General features: G+C 61.8%; 22 protein-coding genes. 14 read left to right on the forward strand and 8 right to left on the reverse strand.

All coding sequences use genetic code 11. From position 1 onward, the window contains the following. Positions 1-18 precede the first annotated feature (18 nt). The 6 genes from bamA (at position 19) to lpxB (ending at position 6,221) form a co-directional block, all read left to right on the forward strand. A complete protein-coding gene (gene bamA, locus BUC08_RS16885; protein ID WP_037928851.1) occupies positions 19-2,370 on the forward strand; it encodes an outer membrane protein assembly factor BamA in 2,352 nt (783 codons plus the stop codon). An 8-nt stretch (positions 2,371-2,378) separates the two neighbouring features. Next, complete coding sequence (locus BUC08_RS16890; protein WP_037928849.1) at positions 2,379-2,939, forward strand: OmpH/Skp family outer membrane protein; 561 nt, start codon at positions 2,379-2,381, stop codon at positions 2,937-2,939. A 79-nt stretch (positions 2,940-3,018) separates the two neighbouring features. Further along, on the forward strand, positions 3,019-3,492 hold the full coding sequence (gene fabZ, locus BUC08_RS16895; protein ID WP_037928846.1) for a 3-hydroxyacyl-ACP dehydratase FabZ: 474 nt from the start codon (positions 3,019-3,021) through the stop codon (positions 3,490-3,492). Continuing rightward, positions 3,489-4,271: an acyl-ACP--UDP-N-acetylglucosamine O-acyltransferase gene (gene lpxA / locus BUC08_RS16900; protein WP_037928843.1), complete on the forward strand. Its 783-nt coding sequence runs from the start codon at positions 3,489-3,491 to the stop codon at positions 4,269-4,271. The genes fabZ and lpxA overlap by 4 nt, the downstream gene beginning before the upstream one ends. 7 nt (positions 4,272-4,278) lie before the next feature. Next, complete coding sequence (locus BUC08_RS16905; RefSeq protein ID WP_037928840.1) at positions 4,279-5,067, forward strand: LpxI family protein; 789 nt, start codon at positions 4,279-4,281, stop codon at positions 5,065-5,067. Next, positions 5,067-6,221 carry a lipid-A-disaccharide synthase gene (lpxB, locus tag BUC08_RS16910; protein ID WP_037928837.1) on the forward strand — a complete coding sequence of 385 codons (1,155 nt, stop codon included), beginning with the start codon at positions 5,067-5,069 and terminating at the stop codon, positions 6,219-6,221. Before BUC08_RS16905 ends, lpxB begins: the two co-directional genes overlap by 1 nt. A 17-nt stretch (positions 6,222-6,238) precedes the next feature. On the opposite strand, the gene mnmA is transcribed toward lpxB, so the two are convergent. Next, positions 6,239-7,381: a tRNA 2-thiouridine(34) synthase MnmA gene (gene mnmA, locus BUC08_RS16915; protein ID WP_037928834.1), complete on the reverse strand. Its 1,143-nt coding sequence runs from the start codon at positions 7,379-7,381 to the stop codon at positions 6,239-6,241. A 123-nt stretch (positions 7,382-7,504) separates the two neighbouring features. Between mnmA and sciP the strand changes: the two genes are divergently transcribed. From sciP to BUC08_RS25135, 5 genes are all read left to right on the forward strand, one after another. Further along, positions 7,505-7,795, forward strand: coding sequence for a CtrA inhibitor SciP (gene sciP / locus BUC08_RS16920; protein ID WP_037928831.1), 291 nt, complete (start codon positions 7,505-7,507; stop codon positions 7,793-7,795). Positions 7,796-7,917: 122 nt separating this feature from the next. Next, positions 7,918-8,643 carry a response regulator transcription factor CtrA gene (gene ctrA, locus BUC08_RS16925; protein ID WP_037928828.1) on the forward strand — a complete coding sequence of 242 codons (726 nt, stop codon included), beginning with the start codon at positions 7,918-7,920 and terminating at the stop codon, positions 8,641-8,643. Between the two features lie 164 nt (positions 8,644-8,807). Beyond that, a complete protein-coding gene (ligA, locus tag BUC08_RS16930) occupies positions 8,808-10,901 on the forward strand; it encodes an NAD-dependent DNA ligase LigA (RefSeq protein ID WP_174861758.1) in 2,094 nt (697 codons plus the stop codon). Further along, entirely contained in the window at positions 10,898-12,988 is a 2,091-nt protein-coding gene (recG, locus tag BUC08_RS16935) for an ATP-dependent DNA helicase RecG (protein ID WP_037928821.1), read from the forward strand. The genes ligA and recG overlap by 4 nt, the downstream gene beginning before the upstream one ends. 113 nt (positions 12,989-13,101) lie before the next feature. Further along, positions 13,102-13,230, forward strand: coding sequence for a hypothetical protein (locus tag BUC08_RS25135; RefSeq protein WP_263481018.1), 129 nt, complete (start codon positions 13,102-13,104; stop codon positions 13,228-13,230). Positions 13,231-13,419: 189 nt separating this feature from the next. Here the strand turns inward: BUC08_RS25135 and BUC08_RS16940 are convergent, their stop codons facing one another. Both BUC08_RS16940 and BUC08_RS16945 read right to left on the reverse strand, forming a co-directional pair. Next, complete coding sequence (locus BUC08_RS16940; protein ID WP_037928818.1) at positions 13,420-14,814, reverse strand: methyl-accepting chemotaxis protein; 1,395 nt, start codon at positions 14,812-14,814, stop codon at positions 13,420-13,422. Between the two features lie 66 nt (positions 14,815-14,880). Then, on the reverse strand, positions 14,881-15,330 hold the full coding sequence (locus BUC08_RS16945) for an iron-sulfur cluster assembly scaffold protein (protein WP_037928815.1): 450 nt from the start codon (positions 15,328-15,330) through the stop codon (positions 14,881-14,883). Between the two features lie 69 nt (positions 15,331-15,399). On the opposite strand from BUC08_RS16945, the gene hisI reads away from it, so the two are divergent. Next, on the forward strand, positions 15,400-15,765 hold the full coding sequence (gene hisI, locus BUC08_RS16950; RefSeq protein ID WP_037928812.1) for a phosphoribosyl-AMP cyclohydrolase: 366 nt from the start codon (positions 15,400-15,402) through the stop codon (positions 15,763-15,765). On the opposite strand, the gene gluQRS is transcribed toward hisI, so the two are convergent. The 4 genes from gluQRS to BUC08_RS16970 all read right to left on the reverse strand — a co-directional run bounded on the left by gluQRS (position 15,762) and on the right by BUC08_RS16970 (position 19,746). Next, positions 15,762-16,616 (reverse strand): tRNA glutamyl-Q(34) synthetase GluQRS, encoded by an 855-nt coding sequence (gene gluQRS / locus BUC08_RS16955; protein ID WP_037928809.1) that lies wholly within the window; start codon positions 16,614-16,616, stop codon positions 15,762-15,764. The genes hisI and gluQRS overlap by 4 nt on opposite strands. Continuing rightward, a complete protein-coding gene (locus BUC08_RS16960) occupies positions 16,613-17,224 on the reverse strand; it encodes a class I SAM-dependent DNA methyltransferase (RefSeq protein WP_051694574.1) in 612 nt (203 codons plus the stop codon). Before BUC08_RS16960 ends, gluQRS begins: the two co-directional genes overlap by 4 nt. Positions 17,225-17,267: 43 nt before the next feature. Next, positions 17,268-18,620, reverse strand: coding sequence for a methylenetetrahydrofolate--tRNA-(uracil(54)-C(5))-methyltransferase (FADH(2)-oxidizing) TrmFO (trmFO, locus tag BUC08_RS16965; RefSeq protein ID WP_037928806.1), 1,353 nt, complete (start codon positions 18,618-18,620; stop codon positions 17,268-17,270). Between the two features lie 340 nt (positions 18,621-18,960). Beyond that, entirely contained in the window at positions 18,961-19,746 is a 786-nt protein-coding gene (locus tag BUC08_RS16970) for an enoyl-CoA hydratase (RefSeq protein WP_037928803.1), read from the reverse strand. 57 nt (positions 19,747-19,803) lie between these two features. Here BUC08_RS16970 and BUC08_RS16975 point away from each other — a divergent pair, with 57 nt between their 5' ends. Next, positions 19,804-20,223, forward strand: coding sequence for a PaaI family thioesterase (locus BUC08_RS16975; RefSeq protein ID WP_037928800.1), 420 nt, complete (start codon positions 19,804-19,806; stop codon positions 20,221-20,223). A gap of 72 nt (positions 20,224-20,295) precedes the next feature. Here BUC08_RS16975 and BUC08_RS16980 read toward each other — a convergent pair whose 3' ends face one another. Next, positions 20,296-20,529, reverse strand: coding sequence for a DUF1127 domain-containing protein (locus BUC08_RS16980; protein ID WP_037928799.1), 234 nt, complete (start codon positions 20,527-20,529; stop codon positions 20,296-20,298). Positions 20,530-20,636: 107 nt separating this feature from the next. Between BUC08_RS16980 and BUC08_RS16985 the strand changes: the two genes are divergently transcribed. Next, a complete protein-coding gene (locus tag BUC08_RS16985) occupies positions 20,637-22,049 on the forward strand; it encodes an aminotransferase-like domain-containing protein (RefSeq protein ID WP_037928798.1) in 1,413 nt (470 codons plus the stop codon). The last annotated feature ends 45 nt before the right edge of the window (positions 22,050-22,094 follow it).

Raw genomic sequence — 22,094 nt, forward strand, 5'->3', positions numbered from 1 at the left:
AAAGAATGGGTCAAAACCATGAGACTGGGGTTAGAGGGCGGTGCAGCCAAGCGACAAGGTCGTGCCTACATCGCGACTGGGCTTTTGCAAGCCTTCGTTTTTTGTGCAGCAACTGCAACAAGTTATACATATTTTACTGCCGAAGCACAGGCTCAGACCTATCGGTTTGACAGTGTGATTGTCGAAGGCAATGCGCGGATTGGCCAGTCGGCAATCCTCAGCCAGGCCGGAATCGCACGCGGACAAAACCTGTCTGCGGGGCAATTGAACGACGCTTATCAGCGTCTGGTGGCCAGCGGATTGTTTGAAAGTGTCGCAATTGCGCCTCAGGGCAACACATTGCGGATCACGGTGGTTGAACTGCCGACGATCAACCGCATCAGCTTTGAAGGCAACCGTCGCATCAAGGATGACGCGCTGACAGCATTGGTCAGTTCGTCCGAGCGCCGGGTGTTCAATCCCAGCCTTGCAGAAAAAGATGCCGCTGCCATCGCCGAGGCTTACTCGAACGAGGGCCGTTTGGCTGCCCGGGTCACCCCGCGCGTGATCAAGCGTCGCGACAACCGCGTCGATCTGGTGTTCGAAATCTTCGAAGGCGATATCGTCGAAGTGGAACGGCTGAGCTTTGTCGGCAACCGCGTGTTCTCGGACAGCCGTTTGCGTCGGGTTCTGGGCACAAAGCAGGCGGGCCTGTTCCGCACTCTGATCAAGGCCGACACATTTGTGGCGGACCGGATCGAAGCCGACAAGCAGATGCTGCGGGACTTCTACCTGTCGCGCGGCTATGTCGATTTCCGGATCAATTCGGTGAATGCAGAACTGACCCAGGAGCGTGACGGTTATTTCCTGGTCTTCAACGTGCAGGAAGGTCAGCAATTCAAATTCGGGCAGGTGACCACGGTTTCCGAAATGCCGGGCGTTGACGCGGATGAATACCAGGCGGTCACGAAGATTCGCCCCGGTGTTGTCTATTCGCCCGCGCTGGTCGAGCAGGAAATCTCGCGCATGGAGGCGCTGGCGATCCGCAACACGGTTGATTTCATGCGGGTCGAACCGCGCATCACCCGCAACGACCGTGACCTGACGCTGGACATCGAATTCGTGATCAGCCGTGGCCCGCGCGTCTTTGTTGAACGCATCGACATTGAAGGCAACACCACCACGCTGGATCGCGTGATCCGCCGTCAGTTCCCGGTCGCCGAGGGTGACCCGTTCAACCCGCGCGAAATCCGTGAAAGCGCGGAACGCATCCGGGCGCTGGACTATTTTGAAACCGCGCAAGTGAACGCCCGCGAAGGGTCCAGCCCCGAGCAGGTGATCGTTGACGTTGACGTGGCGGAGAAACCGACAGGTTCGCTGAGCTTTGGTGGGACATTCTCGACGGCCAACGGCTTTGGTCTTGCGATTTCCTTTGTGGAACGCAACTTTGTCGGCCGTGGTCAGTCGCTCAAGCTGGACTTTTCCTCTGCCGAAGAAGCAGAAACATACGGTATCAGCTTCCGCGAACCGGCCTTGTTGGGACGTGATCTGGGGTTCGGGTTGCAGTTGTCGTACAGTGAAAGCGAAAGCAGCAGCTATACCTTCGACACCGAAAGCCTCATTTTTCAACCCAGCCTTGATTTCCCGCTGAGCGAAAACGGGCGTCTGTCGGTACGCTATACGGCAGAAAGCATCGAGGTTCTGGGACGCGATCCATCTGAGAACGGTGTTATCATCGATGACGATATTGCCGCAGGTGCGCAATTCCGGTCGTCGGTCGGCTATACCTACACCTATGACACGCGCCGGTCCGGTCTGGACCCGACTGCGGGGGTTCTTCTGCAATTCGGCCAGGACTTTGCCGGTCTGGGAGGGGACAGCAAATTCATCCGTACGACGGGTAAGGTTGTCGGTCAAAAACGTATCTTCAACGACGAAGTCATCCTGAGCGCGACGCTGGAAGGTGGCGTGCTGAGCTGGTCGGAAGGCAACAACCGTGCGATTGACCGCTTTATCCTGGGGCCAAACATCATGCGCGGCTTTGAGCCGGGCGGCATCGGACCACGTGATGCGAACAACGGCGACGCCTTGGGCGGGAACATGTTCCTCTCGGCACGTTTCGAAGCGGAATTCCCCCTGGGTCTGCCGGAAGAATACGGCATTCGCGGCGCGGTCTTCTATGACGTTGGCAACCTTTGGGACCTCAGCGACGTGAACTTGAACGGGGGCTCAGTTCAGGGCGAAGACGGCTCGTTCCGTCACGTTCTGGGTCTTTCGATCCTGTGGGACACGCCCATTGGTCCGCTGCGGTTCAACTTTACCGATGCGATCAAGAAAGAGGACTTTGACCGCGATCAAAGCTTCGACCTGACCCTGTCGACCTCGTTCTGAGGAGTGTGATGCGACGTTTTGTGCGCATCTTTCTGACCCTGCTGGCCACTGTGCTGGCAGGGTCTTTTGTTGCGGCCCAGGAACCACCGGCGCCGACCGCACCCAGCGTGATGCAAAGCCCGATCCTGACCGTTGACACGGACCGCTTGTATTCGCAAAGCGCCTTTGGCCTGAGGGTCGCCAAGGAGATCGAGGAGCGCGGTGCCGACCTGGCCGCCGAGAACCGCAAGATCGAAGCGGAGCTGACCGCCGAAGAACAGGACCTGACCGACAAGCGTGCCAAGATGGACGCCGAAGCCTTCCGATCCCTCGCGGATGCATTCGACGAAAAAGTGCAAAGCACCCGGCGCGCTCAAGAGGCAAAGGGACGCGAGCTGTCGCAATTGCTGGAAAAGGAACAGATCGCCTTTTTGAACGCCGCAGCGCCGGTGTTGGAGACCCTGATGCGCGAGTCGGGCGCTGCGGTGATCCTGGAACGGCGCAGCGTGTTCCTCAGTGCCAATGTCATCGATATCACCGATGCCGCCATTGCGCGGATCGACGCCGCCCTGGGCGACGGAACCAAATAGCATCACAGGGCCGTTTGCTTGCCCCGCCGCGCGCGGCTTGGTACTCTAACAGCCTGTAACATCACCGAAAGAACAACCTATGACCTCCGAGCTTCTGAGTGCCGACATTGATCTGATCCAGCGTATCCTGCCGCACCGCTATCCGTTCCTGCTGGTGGACAAGGTCGTGGACATCGACGGCTATCAGACGGCGCGCGGCATCAAGAACGTGACGATGAACGAGCCACATTTTCAAGGTCATTTTCCAGGCAAGCCGATTATGCCGGGCGTGACCATTGTCGAGGCGATGGCGCAGACGGCGGCGGTGATGGTGGGCACCGCGCTGAACATGGCCGACCGCGACATGCTGGTTTATTTTATGGCCATTGAGGGCTGCAAGTTCCGCCGCATGGTCGTACCCGGCGATGTGCTGGAACTGAAACTGCAAACCGTGCGCGGCAAGCCGGGCGGCAAGGTCTGGAAATTCTCGGGCGTGGCCGAGGTCGACGGCGAAATGGCCTGCGAAGCGTCGTTCACCGCGATGATGGACCTGCCCAAGGACGTAGTGGCATGAGTGGCATCCACCCCTCTGCTGTCGTTGAAGACGGCGCACATATCGACCCCAGCGCGACGGTTGGTCCGTTCTGCCTGGTCGGTCCCGAGGTCGTGCTTGGCCCGAACGTCGAGCTGAAAAGCCATGTGGTTGTCACCGGGCGGACCACGGTGGGCGAAGGCACCGTGATCTTCTCCTTTGCCGTGATCGGTGAGATTCCGCAGGATCTGAAATTCAAGGGCGAAACCTCGGCGCTGGAAATCGGCAAGCGCAACCGCATCCGCGAACACGTCACGATGAACGGCGGCACCGAGGGCGGCGGCGGTGTGACCCGTGTTGGCGATGACGGGCTGTTCATGGCGGGCTGTCACATCGCGCATGACGCGCAGGTCGGCAACCGTGTGATCGTGGTCAACAACGCCGCTGTGGCGGGCCACTGTGTGCTTGAGGATGACGTGATCATCGGCGGGCTGTCGGGCATTCACCAGTTCGTCCGCATCGGGCAGGGCGCGATCATCGGGGCGGTCACCATGGTGACCAACGATGTGATTCCCTACGGTCTGGTACAGGCCCCGCGCGGCGATCTGGACGGGCTGAACCTGGTCGGGCTGAAACGCCGCGGTGTGAAACGTGCCGACATCACCGCGTTGCGGGCTGCCTTCCAGATGCTGGCACAGGGCGAGGGCACGTTCCACGACCGCGCCGAACGTCTGGGGGCCGAGACCGACAGCGACTATGTCAAACAGATCGTCGATTTCATCCTGGGTGAATCCGACCGGTCCTTCCTGACACCCAAGTGAGGCTTTGATGCTGGCACTGATCGCGGGAACGGGGCAGATGCCCAAGGTGGTGGCCGACGCGATGCCCCAGCCGCCGCTGGTCTGTATGCTGGCGGGCAATGCGCCGGACGGGCTGGAACCTGACCTGACATTCCGTCTGGAAACGCTCGGCTCTTTGTTGGTTGATCTTGGCACGCGTGGCGTGACCGATGTCTGCTTTGTCGGCGGCATTGCGCGGCCCACCCTGGACCCTGACGCTTTGGATGCCGAAACCGCGCCACTGGTGCCGCTGTTCCAGCAGGCATTGGAGCAGGGCGACGACGGGGCGCTGCGCATCGTCTTGGATATTTTCGAAAAGACCGGCTTTGCCGTGCGCGGCGTCGAAGATCTGGTGCCGTCCCTTCTGGCCGAGGGCGGTGTCTATGGTGACATATGGCCCGACGCGCAAATGCGCCGGGACGCAGAGGCCGGTGCCGCGCATATCGCCCGCGAAGGTGCGCGGGACATCGGACAGGCCTGTGTCGTGGCGAATGGCGCGGTGATCGGCATGGAGGATGCCGCAGGCACCGATGCGCTGATCGCGCGGATGGCAGGCAAGCCCAAAGACCGCGCCATCCTGTTCAAGGCCCCGAAGCCGGGGCAGGAACGGCGCATCGACCTGCCCACCATCGGCCCCGACACAATCACCGCCTGCGCCGCCGCAGGCTTTGCCGGTATCGTCATTGATGCCGGTGACGTTCTGGTGCTGGACCGCGACGCGTGTGTCGCGCTGGCCGACCGCTACGGGCTGGTCCTGTGGGCGCGGACGGGCGACTGATGCGGGTGTTCATCATCGCGGGCGAGCCGTCGGGCGACAAGCTGGGCGGCGCGCTGATGGCAGGGCTGAAAACGCTGGTGCCGGATGTCAGCTTTGACGGCGTCGGCGGTCCCGAGATGCAGGCGCAGGGGCTGGCCAGCCGCTTTGACATGTCCGAACTCAGCATCATGGGGATCATGGAGGTGCTGCCCAAGTACCGCCACCTGAAACGCCGCATCGCCCAGACCGCACAGGCCGTGATCGATACGGCACCGGATGTGATGATCACGATCGACAGCCCGGATTTCAGCCTGCGCGTCGCGCGGTTGGTCAAGGCGTCCAGCACCATTCGCACCGTGCATTACGTCGCCCCGACTGTCTGGGCGTGGCGTCCCAAGCGCGCGGATCACATGGCCGAGGTCATCGATCACGTGCTGGCCCTGTTCCCGTTCGAACCGCCCTATATGCAGGCCGCAGGCATGGACTGCGACTTCGTAGGGCACCCCGTGGTGTCAGAGCCGCAGCCCTCTTTGCAGGATGTGGCCCAATTCCGGGTGCAATACGGGATGGAACAGGCGGACCCGCTGCTGCTGGTGCTGCCCGGCTCGCGCAAGGGCGAGGTGTCGCGTCTGGCGCCGCGTCTGGGGGCCGCCTTGGCCCCCGTGCTGGCCGCGCACCCGGGCTTGCGCGTCGTGGTGCCCGCAGCGGCGCCTGTGGCCGAGATGGTGATTGCAGCCGTCGCAGACTGGCCGCTGGTGCCCAAGGTTCTGGACCCGCGCGGGCTGGATGTGGAAACGGCGGCACGGGCCAAACGGGTCGCCTTTGCCGCCGCCGATGCGGCGCTCGCGGCCTCTGGCACCGTAGCGCTTGAGCTTGCGGCGGCAGATACCCCGATGGTCAGCATCTATGACATGAACTGGCTCAGCCGCCGGATCGTGCAACGGATGATGCAGATAGATACGACCAATTTGATCAATATCGTATCGGATTCCCGCACCGTGCCCGAGTTCATCGGGGCGCAATGCCGGTCGGACCTGATTGCCCAAGGGATGTTGGATCTGCTGCAAGATCCCGAACCGCAGCGCGACGCGATGCGCACCACGATGGACCTGCTGGGACGCAATGGCGAAAACCCAGGCCTGCGCGCTGCACGTGCGGTGCTGGCGCGTCTATAGGGCCGGACGGCCCCCGGTTACCCTTTGTGAATCCAGCCGCCGCCAAAGATACGGCTGCTGTCGCGGTCATAGAACACGCAGGCCTGTCCGGGGCTGACGCCCTCTTCGGGCAGGGTCAGTTCCACAGTCGCCTCGGTGGCCGAGATCGGACGCAGGATCGCGTCGGTGGGTGGACGTGTCGAGCGGACGCGCACGGCAATCTTCCATGCGTCGCGCGACATCATCGGTTCATCGCCCAGCCAGTTGATCTCGCGGACCGGAACGGTGCGGGTGGCAAGCATCTCTTTGGGGCCGACCACCACGCGGGCGGTGTCGGCGTCCAGCTTGACCACATACAGCGGATCGGCCAGCCCGCCGATGCCCAGACCCCGGCGCTGACCGATGGTATAGTTGATCACACCATCATGGGTGCCCAGAACCGTGCCGTTCATATCCACAATCTCGCCCGGAGCCGCAGCTTCGGGGCGCAACTTGCGGATTACGCTGGCATAATCGCCATTCGGCACGAAGCAGATGTCCTGACTGTCCGGCTTGTCCGCCACGCTTAGCCCGTATTTCGCGGCCAATGCGCGGGTCGCGTCCTTGGACGGCAAGTGGCCCAGCGGAAAGCGCAGGTAATCCAGCTGCTCTGCGGTGGTCGAGAACAGGAAATAGCTTTGATCGCGCGCGGCATCGGTGGCGCAATGCAGCTCGGCCCCGTCGGCACCCATCTTGCGCTGGATATAGTGGCCTGTGGCCATGCAGTCGGCTTCCAGATCCTTGGCGGTTTCCAGCAGGTCCTTGAACTTCACCCGTTCGTTGCAGCGGATGCAGGGCACAGGCGTCGCGCCGCCAAGGTAGCTGTCGGCAAACTCGTCGATCACCGCGTCCTTGAACACGTTTTCATAGTCCAGAACATAGTGGGGAAAGCCCATTTCCTCGGCCACGCGGCGGGCATCGTGAATGTCGCGACCCGCACAGCACGCGCCCTTTTTCGCCAGCGCAGCACCGTGGTCGTACAACTGCAAGGTGACGCCGACCACGTCATAGCCTTCTTCGGCCAGTTGGGCGGCCACGACCGAGCTGTCGACGCCGCCGGACATGGCAACGACGACCCGTGTTTCTGCGGGCGGCTTGGCAAAACCCAGCGAATTCAGCGGGTGTGCAGTATCAAGTGGCATGACGAACTCCGACGGTGTCAGGCGATATATAGGAAAATCCTAATTACTCTCAAGAGGCGGCTTCACCGAACCTTAAGACCGAAACGCGCAGTTGGACCTGTAAAGGCGCTACACGAGACAGTCATGTATCTGAAAAAAGTCGACGGTCCAAGGGCAGTCACATTGCTGGACGGGTCTGTGATGACGCAGGCCGATCTGCCCGACGCGGGCACGCGGCGCTGGGTGGCCTCGCGCAAGGCAGCGGTGGTGCGGGGGGTGCTGTACGGTCTGATCGGGCAGGCGGCGGCGCTGCAACGTTATGACATCAGCGCCGAAGAGTTCGCGGAATGGGTCCGCGCGGTCAGCCTGCACGGTGAAGAGGCGCTAAAAGCCACGGCTTTACAACGGTTTCGACGGCCAAAAGCCGGATCGTGACAAGTTTAATGTTAGCAACCTGCAGTTGCCTGTTGTAACCTCGGTTTCAGTAACGTGTGATTAACCTTTTTTGTACAGTGTGTGATCACTGCCTTATTCTTGACGTGATCCGGAGACTGATAATGCGTGTTCTGCTTGTTGAAGATGATCCGACGACCTCGAAAAGCATCGAATTGATGCTGACCCATGCCAACTTGAACGTCTATGCGACGGATCTGGGTGAAGAGGGGATCGATCTGGCCAAGCTTTATGACTACGACCTGATCCTTCTGGACCTGGATCTGCCGGATATGAACGGCCACGAGGTGTTGCGGCAATTGCGTTTGTCACGGATCGAAACGCCTATTCTGATCCTTTCGGGGGCGGACGACACCGAGAACAAGATCAGGGGTTTCGGGTTCGGCGCGGACGATTACCTGACAAAACCCTTCCACCGCGAAGAGCTGGTCGCGCGCATTCATGCCATAATTCGACGGTCCAAGGGGCATTCGCAGTCGGTCATCGAAACGGGCATGATTTCGGTTAACCTGGATGCGAAAACTGTCAGCGTGGACAACAAATCCGTGCATCTGACGGGCAAGGAATACCAGATGCTCGAACTGCTGAGCCTTCGCAAGGGGACCACCCTGACCAAGGAAATGTTCCTGAACCATCTTTATGGCGGCATGGACGAACCCGAGTTGAAGATCATCGACGTTTTCATCTGCAAGCTGCGCAAAAAGCTGAGCACGGCAACGGGTGGTCAGAATTATATCGAAACCGTGTGGGGGCGTGGATATGTGCTGTGCGACCCTGAACCCGGCGTGCTTTCGGGGGACGACAACCAGCGACTGGCGATCGGCGCTTAACATCGGGGTCTGCCCCAAGGTTTCGGGGCGGATGGCAAACGACCACCACTCACACAGACTTTCTGGCCGGATTGAACTGGACCTGTCCCTGTCACGCTTCTATCTCTAGGGCGCGACATCACGAAAGAGGCAGGTCTGTGTCTGACACCATAAATATCTCTGACATGACCGAAGCGCAGGCGCGCGAGGAATTGGCTCGGCTGGCGGATGTGCTGGCGCGCGCAAACCGCGCCTATCATACCGAAGACGCGCCACAGATCACGGATGCCGATTACGACGCCTTGAAACGGCGCAATGCGGACATCGAGGCGCGCTTTCCACACCTCAAGCGCGATGACAGTCCCAGCGAGCAGGTGGGCGCCGAGACAGCCGAGGGATTCTCTAAGATACGGCACGCGGTGTCGATGCTGTCGCTGTCCAACGCTTTCGAGGCGGAAGAGGTCGAGGAATTCGACGGGCGGGTCCGCAAATACCTTGGGTTGGGGGCAGACGCACCGCTGCAATACACGGCAGAGCCCAAGATCGACGGGTTGTCGCTGTCGCTGCGCTATGAGAACGGAACGCTGGTGTCGGCGGCCACGCGGGGCGACGGGCAGGTCGGCGAGAATGTGACCGCCAACGCGCGGACCATCGACGACATTCCGCAAAACATCGAAAACGCCCCCGCCGTTCTGGAAGTGCGCGGCGAAGTCTACATGAGCCACGCTGATTTCGAGGCGCTGAACGCACGTCACTCCGAACGCGGCGGCAAAACCTTTGCCAACCCGCGCAACGCGGCTGCGGGATCGCTGCGCCAACTGGATGCGTCGATCACCCGTGCGCGCCCGCTGAAGTTTTTCGCCTACACTTGGGGCGAGATTTCCGAACCGCTGGCAGACACCCAAATGGCCGCCATCGACCGTCTGTCGCAAATGGGATTCCAGACCAATCCGCTGACGCAACTGTGTGACGGGCCCGCCGAGATGCTGGTCCATTACGCCAAGATCGAACAGATGCGCAGCGAACTGGGCTATGACATTGACGGCGTCGTCTACAAGGTGAACGACCTGGCGCTGCAAGGGCGGCTGGGCTTCCGGTCAACCACGCCCCGCTGGGCCACCGCGCATAAATTCCCGGCCGAACTGGCCTGGACACGGCTTGAGGCCATCGACATCCAGGTGGGCCGCACCGGCGCGCTCAGCCCCGTAGCGCGGCTTGCCCCGGTCACGGTTGGCGGTGTCGTCGTGTCGAACGCCACGCTGCACAACGAGGATTACATCGCGGGCCGCGACTCAAAAGGCGGAGAGATCCGCGCGGGCAAGGACATCCGCGTCGGTGACTGGGTTCAGGTGTATCGCGCAGGCGACGTGATCCCCAAAGTGGCGGATGTGGACCTGGACAAACGTCCCGACGATGCGGTGCCCTATGTGTTCCCGCAGATCTGCCCCCAGTGCGGCAGCGACGCCATCCGCGAGCCGGGCGACGCCATCCGTCGCTGTTCGGGCGGTATGATCTGCCCCGCGCAGGCTGTTGAAAAGCTGAAACATTTTGTCTCGCGCAGTGCCTTTGACATTGACGGTCTGGGCGCGAAACAGGTCGAACAATTCCACGCCGACGGCTGGATCGCCGAGCCTGCGGACATCTTCACCCTGCGCGACCGCTACGGCAGCGGCCTGCAACAGCTGAAAAACCGCGAAGGCTGGGGGGAAAAATCCGCCAGCAACCTTTTCGACGCCATCGACGACCGCCGCCAGATCGCACTGTCGCGCCTGATCTTTGGTCTTGGCATCCGCCATGTGGGGGAATCGGCTTCGAACTTGCTGGCCTTGCACTATGGCACGTGGGACGCTTTTGCCGCTGCCATGGACGCCGCCGCCGATACTGAAAGCGAGGCCTGGGCCGACCTCACGGGCATCGACGGCGTGGGCGGGGTCATGGCGGGATCGCTGACCGCGACCTTTGCCCAAGAGACCGAGCGCGCCGCCATCGACCGGCTGATCGCCCATTTGGACGTGCAAGCCGCCGAGCGCCCCGACACTTCGGGCAGCCCTGTGGCAGGCAAAACGGTGGTCTTTACCGGCACGCTTGAAAAAATGACCCGCGCCGAGGCCAAGGCGCGAGCAGAATCCCTGGGCGCGAAAGTGTCCGGATCGGTCAGCGCCAAGACCGATATTCTGGTCGCGGGACCGGGCGCGGGTTCAAAGGCGAAAAAAGCCGCCGAATTGGGCATCGAAACCCTGGACGAAGACGGCTGGCTGGCCCTGATCGAGGGCGCATGAGCGGGCGTCCAGAACAGCTTTTCCCGCTTTTCGCCGAAGCGCAGACGCTTGACGGGATCGGCCCGAAAACCGCCGACCTGCTGGCCGCGACCGGCATCACCACGCCGCGTGACCTGCTGTTCACCCTGCCGCACACCGGCATCGACCGCACCCCGCGCGCGACATTGAAAGATGCCGTTTTGCCCGGCACATACACGGTGATTGTCACCGTGGGCCGTCACCAGCCCCCGCGCAACAAGGGCGGCGCCTATCGCATCACGGTCGAAGACGCCGAGACCGCCTTTCAGATCGTGTTTTTCCGTGGGCGCGCCGATTTCCTGTTGGCGCAACTGCCCGAGGGATCGCGGCGCGTGGTGTCCGGCAAGGTCGAAATGTTCGACGGGATGGCCCAGATGCTGCACCCCGATCATATCCTGCCCGAGGCCGAAGCCGCAGACATTCCCGCGTTCGAACCGGTCTATCCGTTGACCGCAGGTGTCACGCAAAAAGTGATGTGGAAAGCGACCCGCGGCGCGCTGGCCCGGGTGCCGGAGCTGGCCGAATGGATTGATCCGGGCCAGATGGCGCAGGCGAACTGGCCCAGTTTTGGCGAGGCGGTGGCGCAGGCACATGCCCCGCAGTCGCTTCGTGACATCGCAATGACATCACCGGCGCGCGAACGGCTGGCCTATGACGAGCTGATCGCGCACCAGATCACGCTGGCGCTGGCCCGTGCCGCGGAACGACGCAAGCCGGGCCGCGAAACCGTCGCAACGGGGGCCTTGCAACGCAAGGTCCTGGCCGCGTTGCCCTATCGGCCCACCAACGCGCAGGAACGCGCGATTGCCGAGATCACGGACGACATGGCACGGCCGCAACGGATGAATCGCCTGTTGCAGGGCGACGTGGGCGCGGGCAAGACCCTGGTCGCCTTCATGGCGCTGCTGGTCGCGGTCGAGGCAGGCGGGCAGGGCGTGCTGATGGCACCGACAGAAATCCTTGCGCGTCAACACCTTGAAGGGTTGCAGCCGCTGGCCGAGGACGCGGGCGTCGTGTTGGAACTGCTCACGGGCCGCGACAAGGGGAGCGAACGCAAGGCAAAGCTGGCCGCATTGGCGGATGGGCGCATTCAGATCCTGGTGGGCACCCATGCCGTGTTTCAAAAGGATGTGGAATTCCGCGATTTGCGGCTGGCGATCATTGACGAACAGCACCGCTTTGGCGTGCGCCAACGTCTGGCCCTGGGCGCCAAAGGCGCGCGTGCGGATGTGATGGTGATGACCGCAACGCCGATCCCGCGGTCGCTGTCGCTGGCGCAATATGGCGATATGGACGTTTCGGTGCTGGATGAAAAACCACCGGGGCGCAAACCGATCCGCACGGCGCTGGTCAGCAGCGGGCGCATGGACGAGGTGATCGACCGGTTGCGTGCGGCGATTGCCAAGGGGCAGCAATGTTATTGGGTCTGCCCGCTGGTCGAGGAAAGCGAAGTCGTGGACCTGACCTCGGCGGGTGAGCGGTTCAAACGGTTGCGCGCGGCCTTGGGCGAAGGGGTGGTTGGGCTGGTGCACGGTCAGATGCCGCCTGCCGAAAAGGATGCTGCCATGGCGGCGTTCCAGGCCGGTGAAACCTCGGTTCTGGTGGCGACAACGGTGATCGAGGTGGGGGTGAATGTGCCCAACGCGACGATCATGGTGATCGAGCGGGCCGAGATTTTTGGCCTCGCCCAGTTGCACCAGTTGCGCGGACGGGTGGGGCGGGGCGATGCGGCCTCGACCTGTTTGCTGATGTATCAGGCCCCGCTGAGCGATACGGGGCAGAAGCGGCTGGAAGTGCTGCGCGAAACCGAAGACGGGTTCGTGATTGCCGAGACCGATTTGCAGATGCGTGGGGCAGGCGATGTGATTGGCACAGCGCAATCCGGTCTGCCCCGGTTCGCCGTTGCCGACCTTGAACGGCAGGCCGGATTGATGGCCATCGCCCAAAGTGATGCCCGCAAGCTGCTGGCCGATGACCCAAAGCTGGAAACACCGCGTGGCAAGGCGGCGCGGGTGCTGTTGTGGCTGATGCGGCAGGACGAAGCCATTCGTTTGATTTCAGTCGGTTAGGTGTAATCCCCGCGTTGATGTTCCAATAAGTTCACAAATGTTCTCATAAAGTTCTTTACAGGTCGTAAAGGATGTGAGAACAAAGGGGCAACAGAGGAACGGGAGATGCAAAGATGACCACCATGCGACTGATCAAATCCATCGCCACCCGCGCAGAAAGCACATTGTTGCAGGATGCGGTGGGCGCTGCGGCCTTGATGGTGATGCTGGTTGTCGGCCTGCACCTGCCTGCCTTTGTCTGATTTTCTGCCTGCGATGTCGTGCCGGCTGTCTGGCGCATCCGTCCCAAATTGATGCGCTTTAACGGGATTGCCTGTCCCGCGTTAACCAAGGTCCCCCTTGGCCGGACAGTCCGGGTCCCACACGACAAACGCTTTTCCTGCGCCGCCATCCCGAACCGGATGTGCGGCGCTTTTTTTATGGGGGTGGTTTCAGAACCGATAGGCCAGCCGCAAGCCGCCCCAAAGCGTGCCGTTGATGAATATCGGGGCTGACAGATCCTTCATCATGGCAAATTCGCCGCCGCCCATGTCGCGGCGATAGACCTGCAACAGGAACGGATCGGTGTTGCGCCCCGCCTTCAGTCCCACGCGGTCGTCAAAGATACGCCTGTTTCGGCAGTTGGCCATATTCCACACCGGATCAGGCCCCTGAGGTTGCGAGAATTTGCGATTGTGGGTGGGCAGATACCCGTTCACATCGACAGCGGCACAAAAGACGACGCGGTCGTCGAAACTCAATGCAGGTTCCTGTATTTCAGGCATCACCTGATCCATGAGCCGGGTAAAACCGGTCACAACCTGTTCTGGATTGCTGCCGGGCACGGGGCGATAGGTGCGGTCGAACATCTGTGCTTGTGTGATCTGCCCCGTGGCAATCGCCTGTTCCAGCCGCGCACCGGCGGTTGCAGCCAGTTGACGCACATAATCGATCATCGGCGCGTCCTTTGTCGTACCACCCAGGGCCGCACTGGATTGCACGATCTGTTCCGACCGGTCGATCAGGCGGTTGATGCGGTCGTGCGTGGACTTGATCCCGTTGGTGGTGTGCGTCACCGCCGCCTCGATCCCTGCAAGGTTCGGCGAGAAGCTGGCCATCGCCGCACCCACCACCTGTGTGCGGTCCGCAATCCGCGCGACCTGGTCAAAGGCCTGCTGCATCGAGCTTTCGATCTGCATCAGAGCGCTGTCGCTTGCCCCGGTCAGGTCGATCACGGTTTCCGCGGTGCTGGAAATCGTCTGTGCTTCGTTGTCCAGCAGCGAAATCCACTCGGTCAGCGATTCGATATTGCGGGTGATACGGGTGGCGGCATCCTTGGTTTTCTGGCTCAGCGCGTTGATCGCCTCGGCCACCACGGCAAAACCGCGCCCGGCGTCGCCCGCACGCGCGGCCTCGATCTTGGCGTTGATGGCCAGCGTGTTCACCTGCATCGCAATGGCCGCGATTTGCGTGTTGTTGTCCTTGACCGCGTCCAGCGTGCCGCCGATGGATTGCGTGCGCTCGCGCAGGTCCTGAACCCATCCCGCCACCGTGGTGGTTTGCGTGCCCAGCCCGCGAATGGTGTCTGCCGATGTTTTGACATCCCGCACCGCGTCGCGGGTACTCCCGGTCAAGGCATCTGTCACCTCGCGCATGTCGGCGTTGGCCGTCTCAACCTTGTTCGCCGATTGGGTCAGTGCGGCCAGGGCCGTGCGCTGTTCACGCGATTGGGTTTCGACCACGTCCAGAAACCCGGCCAGATCGACAATTTCATAGCCCAGTTCCGACGCGCGCGCGGCCAGCCGGTTGATCTGTTGAAGTTCGGCAATTTCGGAATGTGCAGTCATCTCGCCCCGCCAGTTGTCGGACAATGGCTAGCGCAGATTCGTTCACAAGTTCCTAATGCGATTGCATCAAGCGCAGTTGGCTTGCAGGGCCTGCTGCATGGCTTCGGCGGTGGCTTCGATGCTCAGCAGGATCGAGGCATGCCGGTTGCGATAATCGCGGGCGGGTTCTAGCACCTTGAACCCGTCAAAAGGCGCATCCGGCACCGGTCCGCCGTCCTTGAGCATGGCGCGCAGCTGGTCGCGGGCGGTTTCAATCTCGGCCAGCGTGCGCCCGATCACCGCCCCTCCGACAACAGCCGCCGACGCCTGTCCCAGCGCACAGGCTTTCACATCCTGTCCAAAGTCCGAAATCATCCCGTCCTGCACGCTGACATCCACGGTCACAGTTGACCCGCACAGGGGCGCGCGTTTCTTGACCGTGGCACCGGGGGCGGCCAGCCGTTCGCGGTGCGGAATATCCGTGGCCAGCGCCAGAATCTGGCCCGAGTAAAGTTTGATCAGGTCGCTGTCAGCCATGTCCGCTTTCCTTTCGGTCTTGTCTGATACATAAGCGCCCCGGCCCGAGATGCAAAAAGGTTTTGTGAAATGTCCGACCAAAGGTTCGATCCCGCAACGCTGACCTACAACGACGCCGGGCTGATCCCCGCCATCGCGCAGGATGCCACCAGCGGCGAGGTGTTGATGATGGCGTGGATGAATGCCGACGCGGTGGCCCGTACGTTGGCAACCGGCAATGTCACCTATTGGTCGCGCTCCCGCCAGGCGTTCTGGATCAAGGGCGAGACCTCGGGCAATGTGCAGGAACTGGTCGATTTCCGCTTTGATTGCGACAGCGATTGCCTGTTGGTGGTGGTCAACCAGTCGGGGCCCGCTTGCCACACCGGGCGGCAGAACTGCTTTTACCGCGCGGTGCGGGGCGGTGAGGTGGTCGAGCTGGAAGCTGCGCCTTAACCCGGCAATCCGACCATCGCGCGGATGTCGCCGGGCGTGGCCCCGTCAGCCCGGTATTTGGCGATGGCACGCGCGTCATCGCGTTTGGCCAGCCGTTTGCCCGCATCATCACGGATCAGCCGGTGATGATGGTAAACAGGCGTCGGCAACCCCAACAACCGCTGCAGCACCACGTGTATCCGCGTCGCCTCGGCCAGATCGGCGCCGCGCACCACGTGGGTGATGCCTTGGGCGGCGTCGTCCAGGACCACGGACAAATGGTAAGAGGTGCCCATATCGCGGCGCGCCAACACAATGTCACCCAGCGTTTGGGTGAGATCCTCGGCGCTGAAATCAATCATGCCAGCGTCGGTGCCCGTTTCTGTATAGCGCAAATCATCAAGCATAGGCCGCACGCGGACCATGTTCAGGCGCAACGCGGCGGTGTCGGGGATGGGCATATCCGGGGTGGGCACATGGCGGCAGGTGCCGGGATAGATCGGGCCGTCGGGCCCCGTCAGGATCGCACCTTCCTGCGGAGCAGACAGGGCCGCCTGAATGTCGCGCCGATTGCAGGTGCAGGGGTAAATCAATCCTGATTTCCAAAGTTTTTCAATAGCCTGTCGGTAAAAGCTCATGTTGTCCGACTGGCGCAATACAGGGGTTTCCCACGTCAGGCCCAGCCATGCCAGATCGTCGTATATCTGCGCCTCAAACGCAGGACGCGCGCGCGACGTATCGATATCCTCGATCCGCAAAAGGAACCGCCCGCCCTGGGCCTGCGCCATGTCATGTGCCAGCATCGCGGAATAAGCGTGCCCCAGATGCAGCGGTCCCGTCGGCGATGGCGCAAAACGTGTTGTGAATGTCACGCTTTTTCAATCACATATACGGTGGCGTTCAAGTTTATGCCCGGCAGGTGCGGACCGTCCTCGCGAAACAGCAAACGGGCGGCGCCGCAGTCGGTCCATTCGGACAGGGCGCCCCTGAACGCAGGGTCTTTCAGGGTGTGGTCGTTCTGCGTGAGGACCAGCTTGCCACCTTTGGGCAGCTTGCGCATCAACGTGTGCAGCGCGCCCGCCGGGGCTGCGCCTGCGCCTATCACCCCCACGGCGGCCATCAACGCATAGGCGCCATCGGCAAAGGGCAATGCCTGTCCGGGTTCGATCTGTGTCAGGGAGCGATAGACGTCTTTGGCTTGCGCCTCGGCCAGCATCGCCGCGGACAGATCCACGCCGTCGATGACCGTGAAACCGGCATCTTTCAGCGCCTGGCCTGCCAGCCCCGTGCCACAACCGAAATCCAGAACCGGCGCGTTGGTCTCGCCTGCGTATTTCCGCAAGGCGGCCGCACAGCGGGCAGGGGTTGCATAGCCCAGGGCCGTGATCTCGGCCTCGTAGCTGGAGGCCCAGTCGTCATAAAAGGTGCGGGTTTCCGCAGAATCACGCGCTGTGAAGGCTTTGCTCAGGAATGAAGACATGCTCCGAAACTAGGGCCAAGCGGTGCGTGCGTCCAGCCTGTCGTCAGGCAATCGCAGCCTGCGGGGCAAGCCATGCCTGCCAATCGGTCTTGGCGCGGTCTGTATAGGCTTTGTAACGGTCCTTGCGACCGCGACGGCCCGATTTCAATCCGTCTACGGGCGGGAACAGGCCAAAGTTCACGTTCATCGGCTGGAACGTCTTTGCATCGGCACCGCCCGAGATATGCGTGATCAGCGCGCCCATCGCGGTGGTGGCCGGCGGCGTGTCCAGCGAACCGCCTAGCAGCTCGGCGGCGGCCATACGACCGGCCAACAGGCCCATGGCTGCGGATTCCACATAGCCTTCGACACCGGTGATCTGACCGGCAAAGCGCACATTGGGCCGCGAGCGCAGGCGCATCTGGCCGTCCAGCAGCGTGGGACTGTTCAGGAAAGTGTTGCGGTGGATGCCGCCCAGACGGGCAAAGCTGGCGTTTTCCAAGCCCGGGATCATCTTGAAGACTTCGGTCTGCGCGCCGTATTTCATTTTCGTCTGAAAGCCGACGATATTGTAGAGCGTGCCCAGCTTGTTATCCCGGCGCAACTGGACGACGGCGTGCGCCTTGACGTCAGGCTGGTGCGGATTGGTCAGGCCCACCGGTTTCATCGGCCCATGGCGCAGGGTCTCGCGGCCGCGTTCGGCCATCACCTCGATGGGCAGGCAACCGTCGAAATAGCCCGCGGTTTCGCCCTCGTGAAACTCGGTCTTGTCGGCGGCCAGCAGGGCATCGATGAAGGCGTCGTATTGCGCCTTGTCCATCGGGCAGTTCAGATAGGCGGTGCGCTCTTCCTCGGTCTCGCCCTTGTCATAGCGCGACTGCATCCAGGCACGCTCCATGTCGATGCTGTCGTAGTAAACGATGGGCGCAATGGCGTCGAAAAACGCCAGCGCCTCGGCGCCGGTTTCGGCGGCAATCGCCTGACCCAATGTCGACGAGGTCAGCGGACCGGTGGCAAAGATCCAGCTGCCGCTCTGGGGCAGTTCGGTGATCTCGCCGTATTCCACGGAAATATTCGGGTGCTCCATCAGCGTATCGGTGACAGTCTGGGCAAAGGGATCGCGGTCCACGGCCAGCGCGCCACCGGCCGGCAGGCGGTGCTTGTCGGCGGTTGCCATGATCAGCCCGTTCGCGGCGCGCATTTCCCAATGCAGCAAGCCCACGGCGTTCTGTTCGCTGTCGTCCGAGCGGAACGAGTTGGAGCACACCATCTCGCCCAGCAACCCGGTCTGGTGGGCAAAGGTGCCGACCTGGGGGCGCATTTCATGGATCACGACCTGCACGCCCATGTTGGCGGCTTGCCATGCGGCTTCGGACCCGGCCATGCCACCGCCCACGATATGAAGTGTATCTGTCATGGGCCTGATGTAGGGCAGGGCGCGGATATGCGCAACGGGGCGCAGACAGGCTTGTGCTGCGGGGCGCGTTTAGAGCTTTTGCATTTTGGGGGATATTTTGGGGTCGCCGTGGCGGGAACGGTCGGTCAGAGAGAGCTGACCTGGAGGGACCTTCCGCCGACGGCGACCCAAAATCTTCTGGGCCATCTGGCTTGTCGCGTTTGTGACACAGTAATGCCCGATTTGCCAGTGATTCCGTTGATACAATCAAACTCACATTGGAAACAATCGGCGAATTCAGGCGTTTAGGCGATAAAACTCATTTATTTACAACCGCCTACACAGTCCGGTGATTTTCCGCCTACTGTTCCCAACGCGGATCGCGCTTGTCCAGAAACGCCGCAATTCCTTCTTCGGTGTCCCGGTGCAACATGTTCTCGACCATGACATTCCCGGTGTGGGCATAGGCGGCATCGGTGGTCATCGACAATTGGTCATAAAACGCCTGCTTGCCGATCTTGACCGCCGATCCCAGCTTGGACGCAACCGTATTCGCCAGCTCTTGCGTTTCCGCCGCCAGATGTTCGGGCAACACCGCGCGGTTGATCAGCCCCAGCGCCTCGGCGCGGTCGGCTTCGATGAACTGGCCGGTGGTCAGCATCTCGAATGCCTGCTTGCGCGGAATGTTGCGGGTCAGCGCCACCATGGGTGTCGAACAGAACAGGCCGATGTTCACGCCGTTGACGCCAAAGCGTGTGCCCTGCGCCGCAATCGCCATGTCGCAGGTGGCAACCAGCTGACAGCCCGCGGCGGTGGCAATGCCGTGCACCTGTGCGATCACCGGCTGGGGCAGGGATTGCACCCGTGCCATCATCGACGCACAGCGATTGAACAGATCAGCGAAATACCCGCGTCCGCCGTCGGGTTTCTGGCGTCCTTCGGTCATTTGTTTCAGATCGTGGCCCGCGCAGAATGCCTTGCCACTGCCGGACAGGATCACCGCGCGGATGCTGCGCGTTTCGGCGATGTCGTCCAGCGTGCTGTGCAGCGCCAGAATCATCTCGTCCGAGAGCGCGTTCAGCCGCTCGGGTGCGTTCATGGTCAGGTGGGCCACGCCGTCCGTGACCCGACGTTCAAGAATTGCCATCTTGCCCTCCGGATGTTTGACAGGAACCTTAGGTCAGGGATGGACAGAGGGAAAGCCATGCAAACGGTGATGAGCGCAGAAGATCTGATGGCCTTTTTGGTGGTCGAATTCGATCAGGTTGCGAATGATTTCGTGGTCGAAGAGGTGGGGGGCGGCAAGATTCGGGTCCGTCTGGTGGTGGATGAACGCCACTTGCGGCCCGGTGGCACGGTGTCAGGGCCGTCGATGTTCGCGCTGGCCGATGTGGCGGCCTATCTGGCGACGCTGGCTTTGGTCGGCCCCAAGGCGCTGGCGGTGACCACGAATTGTTCCATCGACTTCATGCGCAAACCGGCGGCGGGCGTCGATCTGGTGGCCAGTGCCACGGTTTTAAAGCTGGGCAAGCTGCTGTCGGTCACGGATGTATTGATACATTCGCACGGTATGGACGCGCCGGTGGCCCGTGCCAGCCTGACCTACGCGATCCCGCAAAAATAGCGATCAGAAATGAAAAGACCGCCGGGGCGAACCCGGCGGCAAGGAAGAGGTCTGTCGTGCGTCACAGGGAAGTTACGCGCGCCAGAAAACCCGACGTGACTCAGTATATGCCACGTGCGGGGTCAGCCCCACATCGTTCAGCTGCTGTTGCGTCAACTGGCCCAAAGCCAGGCGCGTGCGGCGGCGAGTGGCCCATTTCGACAGGACAACGGCCAGATTGATCGCAACAACAGAGATGACCGGCAGCGTGCGCGTATCGCGCAGGTGGGCCAGGGCGTCGGCGGACAGGGCAGTTGTCTGTGTCATGGGAAATCTCCTTTGGTTCTTCCGATGAATTGTATTGACACAATTTGGCGTTATTGCCATGATTATTGATACAAAAGCGGGTACAAAGAATCTATGGAAACATTGTAATGGATACAATTTGGCCGGATACGCTCGCGACAGAAGCGGGCCCCAAGTATAAGGCGGTGGCGCAGATCATCCGCGCGGCCGTGGCCGAGGGGACGCTGACCCAGGGTACGCGGCTGCCTCCGGTGCGCGATCTTGCCTGGCAACTCAAGATTACACCGGGCACCGTGGCGCGGGCCTATACGATCCTGACCGACGAAGGATTGCTGAACGCCGAAGTCGGGCGCGGCACCTTTGTGGCACCGCCCGTGGATGACGATGCGCTGTTCGCACCGCCAATCGAGGTCGACAGCGCCGCCCACAACCGCGAGGCGCAGGACTGGCGGGTGAACATGGTGTCACCGCATCTGCCCAGCGTCGGGCAGGCGCAGTTGATCCGCAACTTGCTGGCCGACATTGCCCGCGATCCACCGTCCGGCATGATGCACTATCCCGACCGCACCAACGCCCGTCCTGCACGCGAAGCGGTGGTGAAATGGCTGGCAGGGGCGCAGTTGGGCCATATGGATCAGGGCGATGTGGTGCTGGCCAACGGGGGACAAAGCGCCATCGTGCTGCTCATGCAAGCCCTGTTGAAAGGGCGCAAGCCCGTGGTGCTGGTCGAAGAGCTGTCCTATCCCGGTTTCCGCCGCGCCGCCGATCTGGTGCGCGCCGATGTGGTGCCGGTCGCGATGGACGCGCATGGTGTCATCCCCGAGGCGCTGGCCCGTGCCGCCGCCCAGCACGACGCCCAGATTTTCTGCACCTCGCCCGAAGTGCACAACCCGACATGTTTGTTCACACCGCTACAGCGTCGGCTGGAACTGGTCGAAGTGGCCCGCGCACACGATCTGCAAATCATCGACGACGATTGCTATCAGATCGCGGCGGCCAAGGCGCCGTCCTACCGCAAGCTGGCTCCAGAGCGCGGCTGGTATGTCTCGTCGATCTCGAAATCGCTGACGCCGGCCTTGCGGGTGGGGATGGCCATTGCCCCGCATGGACGTGCGGCCCCGCTGCGCCGTGCGGCGGAACATGCGTTCTTTGGCTTGCCGACACCGATCCTGGACCTGACTGCGGCCTTGCTGACCCATCCGCAATTGCCCGCTCTGACCGCACAGGTACAGGCCGGTATCAACCAGTATGTGCAGGCGGCGGTGAACATTCTGGGCCGCTACGACCTGCGTTGGAGCGAGAACGTGCCCTTTGTCTGGCTGCCGCTGCCCGAAGGCTGGCGCGCCACCGCATTTTGCCAAGCCGCCGAGGCGCAGGGCGTGCAAGTGCGCGCGGGCGAGGAATTCGCCTGTCGTGACGCGCGCAGCCCCCATGCGGTGCGTTTTGCCATCAATGCAGGTGTGCGGCTGGAGACTTTCAGAGACGCCGCGGGACGTTTGCGCATGTTGCTGGACAATCCGCCCGAGCAAATCAACGTCTGAACTGTGGGGTATAATAATACCTTATTTGTAAGTATTTGATTTGCA

Source organism: Pseudosulfitobacter pseudonitzschiae (assembly GCF_900129395.1).
Classification (GTDB): Bacteria; Pseudomonadota; Alphaproteobacteria; order Rhodobacterales; family Rhodobacteraceae; genus Pseudosulfitobacter; species Pseudosulfitobacter pseudonitzschiae.